Raw genomic sequence first — 4,402 nt, 5'->3', positions numbered from 1 at the left:
CCTGAACTCTGGTTAAGAGGTTTACTAACGTATTGAATCATGGTTATATTTAAATTTATTTTCTCTAGTCAGAGATTTTCAGTGGAAACAAGGCGAATTTACGCGTCAATAGCGGGTCTATTGCAAGTAAATTCAACGCAGTTAGTGAGTTATTTAATACGCTAAAATGATTATGTTTTAATAAAATTGGTATAATCACTAACCTTGCGCTACTGAGTTACGAAAACGTGTTAATGCAAATATAAAAAATACACTGCCAATTGCAAGTAAAGCTAAAAAGTAAGGCCAAACTACATCCCACCCCGCTCCTCTGTATAAAATGGCTTGAGCAAATTTTACAAAATGAGTCGTCGGTGCAAGTAGCATAATGTTTTGTACTATATCGGGCATGCTTTCACGGGGCGTAACACCGCCCGATAACATTTGTAATGGCAGTAAAATCAGGATCATCAATAAGCCTAATTGCGGCATGGTACGCGCCTGCGTTCCCAATAATATGCCCAATGACGTGGTCGCAAATAAGTGAATGGCGGCGCCCAATAAAAACAACGCTGCTGAGCCATGAATAGGCACTTGTAAAAAGCCTTCAATTACAATAAAGAGTGAAAAAGTGGTTAGTAATAAAATAACTAAACCATTGGCCCAAATTTTAGCTATGACAATTTCAAAAGGCGTTAATGGCATCACTAATAAATGCTCAAGCGTACCGTGCTCACGCTCGCGGATCACCGCAGCACCGGTTAAAATAATCGAAATCATGGTGATCACATTCATTAACTCCATCACACTGCCAAACCATACACTGGTCATATTAGGATTAAACATTATGTGCGCCGATTGTTTAATAGGTAGCGTGTATACCGCGCGATAGCCTTGCACAAATTCATTAATTTCAGCACTGATAATTGTTTTAATATAATTATCGCCAATAAACGCTTGCGACATACGGGTGGCGTCTATATTTACTTGCAGTGTAGGCTGTTTACCATCGAGTACATCGCGCTCAAAGTGCGGCGGGATATTTAATACAAAGGTATAGCTGCCGCTATCAAGCGAAGGGTCAACTTCACTTAATGCAATCACATCAGGCGTTTTAAAGTAAGGCCCGTAAAAGGCATTAATAATACGTTTAGATAATTGCGATTGGTCGTCATCAACAACGGCAATAGGCGCATTATTTAACTCTATTGACGTTGCCGAAGACACCACATAAATCAATCCCGTAAAAGCAAAAAATACAAACAACAACAACACTTTATCGCGCCATAAGCTACGCAGCTCTTTGATGCCTAAATGAAGAATATTACTATGGCGTTGCATGGCTATTTATCCTGCTTTGGAAGTAAAAATACACTGGCTAACGTCAGTACGGGTATAAAAGCAAGTAAAGGCAAAAGTTGCGCTGATAAATCGGAAAAATTAAGTGCTTTATTAAATACACCACGACATGCTTCTAAAAAATACGTTGTTGGAAACAGTTTGCCTATTATTGCGGCCAAACCTTCTAACGATGAAACGGGGTCAATCAACCCACAAAAGTTAACCGCAATCATCAATACAACCACTGTGGATGCGGCTAACGCCGATATTTGCGTTTTAGTGAAAGCCGAAATTAATAACCCTACGCCCGTCGTTGCTGTTACATATAATAATGCAGCCACACTGAGCGCCCAAAAACTGCCTTTTAACGCAACACCAAACACAGTCACAGCAAGGGCAATTAAACCAAAAAAACTCACCATACTAACTAAAATATAAGGCAGTTGTTTGCCAATAATAAACTCAAGCCGCGTAACCGGAGTAACATATAAATTAGTGATTGAACCTAACTCTTTTTCACGCACCACCCCCAGCGCCATTAATATTGCAGGTATAAACACTAACAAAAGCGGGATAACAGCAGGCACCATCGCCTCAATACTTTTAAAATCTTGATTGTAGCGATAGCGTGATTCAATATTAGCCGCAAGCAAATTAGGCACAACTCCATACGTACGCAGTGATAGATCAGTTAAATAGCTGTAGTAAGTGCCACTCATATAACCATTAATAGTTTCAGCCCTAAACGGCATAGAGCCATCAATCCACACTACAATTTCGGGTTTACGCCCACGCTTTAATTGCTGGCCAAAATTGGGCGGTATTTCAATCGCCACACTTAGCTCACCACTGCGCATCCGCTTATCCATCTGTGAAGGGCTTTTAATATCGGTTTTTTGTATAAAGTAGCGCGATCCGGTAATGTTTCGAATGTAATCGCGACTCTCAGGGGTTTGATCTTGATCCATCACCGCAAAGCTCAAATCTTCAACATCAAAGGTGATCCCATACCCTAAAATAAACATTAAAATAATTGAGCCTAACAATGCAAAGGTTAAACGAATAGGATCGCGCCATAACTCCAAAGTTTCACGATGGGCATAGCCAAATAAGCGTAAAAAGCTAAAAGCGGTATTCGCTTTTTGTTTACCAATTGGCGCAGTGTTAGGCTCACTTTCAGGTAACAGCTCTGGCTCTTCAGCCATCGTTGTTGGCAAAGCAGAACTCGCTTGAGACTCAAGCACTGCCTCTTCTAAATAAGCAATAAAGGCATCTTCCAGCGTATCTGCACTACGCGCTTTACAAAGTGCAGCGGGCGTATCACTGGCAAGTATTTTTCCTGCATGCATCAACGAAATTCTATCGCAGCGTGCTGCTTCGTCCATAAAGTGGGTCGAAATAAAAATAGTTACGCCCTGCTCCCGCGATAACTCTATAAGTAGTTCCCAAAAATCATCACGCGCAATGGGGTCTACGCCCGAGGTAGGTTCATCAAGTATTAGCATTTCAGGATTGTGCACTACCGCAACCGCAAGCGATAAACGCTGGCGAATTCCTAAAGGTAAATCGGCAGGAAAATCATCACGATATTTTTTAAGGTTAAAGCGTATAATTAATTCATTAACGCGCGGCGCTATTTGATCTGCTGGCAAATGAAATAAGCGGGCATGCAACACCATATTTTGTTCAACACTCAGCTCATTATAAAGTGAAAATGCTTGTGACATAAAACCAACGCGCTTGCGGGTTTCTATATTTTTAGCATCAACAACTTGACCAAATAACTTCGCTTCGCCACTGGTGGCCGGTTGGAGGCCTGTTAGCATTTTCATGGTTGTGGTTTTACCACAACCATTTGACCCCAAAAAGCCAAAAATTTCACCTCGTTCGATACGTAAATTTACATTATTAACCGCCGTAAAATCGCCATAAGTTTTAGTAAGGCCTGTTGCTTGGATAGCAGCTTCAGCTGTTTCTAGATTTTGCTGATGAGGAGGAACAACGAGTACATGATGATCATGACGTTTTTCTGCAGGTAATAATGATATAAACGCTTCATCAAGGGATTTTTGCCCCGTTTGTCTCTTTATAGCCTCTGGACTACCCGTGCCTATAACTTTTCCATCGTCCATGGCTATCAGCCAATCAAAATCATCAGCCTCTTCCATGTAAGCGGTCGCAACAAGTACACTCATACCGCTGTGCTGAGCGCGAATACGGTTAATTAATTGCCAAAATTGACGGCGAGACAGCGGATCAACTCCCGTTGTTGGCTCATCCAAAATCAATAGTTCTGGATCATGAATTAACGCACAGCATAAACCGAGTTTTTGTTTCATTCCGCCTGAGAGTTTTTCTGCAGGGCGATCGGCAAATTCGGTGAGTCCGGTGCTTTTTAGTAAGTTTTTAATTCGATGCTGACGCTCTTTTTTATCTTGACCAAAAAGGCGACCAAAAAAATCAATATTTTCAAAAACAGAGAGTGTTGGGTATAAGTTTTTGCCTAAACCCTGTGGCATGTAGGCTATACGTGGTGAAACCGAAGTTCGAAAGCCATTATCACGCATATCACCGTCCAGCACCTCCACTTTACCTTCTTGAATCGCGCGAGCGCCCGCAATAAGTGCAAGTAAGCTCGATTTACCCACCCCATCGGGGCCGATAAAGCCCACCATATTACCTGCTGGTAATTCAATATTAATATTATCCAGTGCTAAGTTATCGCCATAGCGATGCGTAACCTGTGTCAGCTTTACCACACCCAACGATTTTTTGGTTTTAGCATTAGCCATTATTCAGGTACTCTCACCTGTAATTGCATAGGCCAATTTTTTTCCGGTGCTAATAAAACATAAGCAAGGCCGGGCACCCCTGTTTTAACTTGTTTGATATGGTCGTTTAATAATTTTGCATCAAGTTTCACTTTTACTCTAAACATCAGTTTGTCACGTTCGTTACGTGTTTCTACCGATTTAGCAGGCATTGATCAGACCCCTAGGCAACTTTTTGGATTTTATATAAATGCAACGCATGTCCACCAATGAGCCTTATTATTTTTTCCCTGAACTCATCAAAACCATCC

General features: G+C 41.3%; 3 protein-coding genes. All 3 read right to left on the bottom strand.

What is annotated here, in order from left to right; all coding sequences use genetic code 11:
- Positions 1–198: 198 nt before the first annotated feature.
- The 3 genes from CWB66_RS18970 to CWB66_RS18960 are packed head-to-tail and all read right to left on the bottom strand — an operon-like array spanning position 199 to position 4,303.
- Positions 199–1,320, bottom strand: a complete 1,122-nt coding sequence (locus CWB66_RS18970) for an ABC transporter permease (RefSeq protein ID WP_138586584.1) — start codon at positions 1,318–1,320, stop codon at positions 199–201.
- 2 nt (positions 1,321–1,322) lie between these two features.
- Positions 1,323–4,112 carry a ribosome-associated ATPase/putative transporter RbbA gene (gene rbbA, locus CWB66_RS18965; RefSeq protein WP_138586583.1) on the bottom strand — a complete coding sequence of 930 codons (2,790 nt, stop codon included), beginning with the start codon at positions 4,110–4,112 and terminating at the stop codon, positions 1,323–1,325.
- Positions 4,112–4,303: a hypothetical protein gene (locus CWB66_RS18960; protein ID WP_252371798.1), complete on the bottom strand. Its 192-nt coding sequence runs from the start codon at positions 4,301–4,303 to the stop codon at positions 4,112–4,114. The genes rbbA and CWB66_RS18960 overlap by 1 nt, the downstream gene beginning before the upstream one ends.
- Positions 4,304–4,402: the final 99 nt, after the last annotated feature.

Origin of the sequence: Pseudoalteromonas sp. S558 (assembly GCF_005886635.1) — a bacterium.
Classification (GTDB): Bacteria; Pseudomonadota; Gammaproteobacteria; order Enterobacterales; family Alteromonadaceae; genus Pseudoalteromonas; species Pseudoalteromonas aliena.
This window is presented reverse-complemented; position numbering and strand designations above follow the sequence as displayed.

Coding starts and splice junctions, on each gene's coding strand:
- rbbA (WP_138586583.1), bottom strand. CDS start 4,112: ATGGCTAATGCTAAAACCAAAAAATCGTTGGGTGTGGTAAAGCTGACA.
- CWB66_RS18960 (WP_252371798.1), bottom strand. CDS start 4,303: ATGCCTGCTAAATCGGTAGAAACACGTAACGAACGTGACAAACTGATG.
- CWB66_RS18970 (WP_138586584.1), bottom strand. CDS start 1,320: ATGCAACGCCATAGTAATATTCTTCATTTAGGCATCAAAGAGCTGCGT.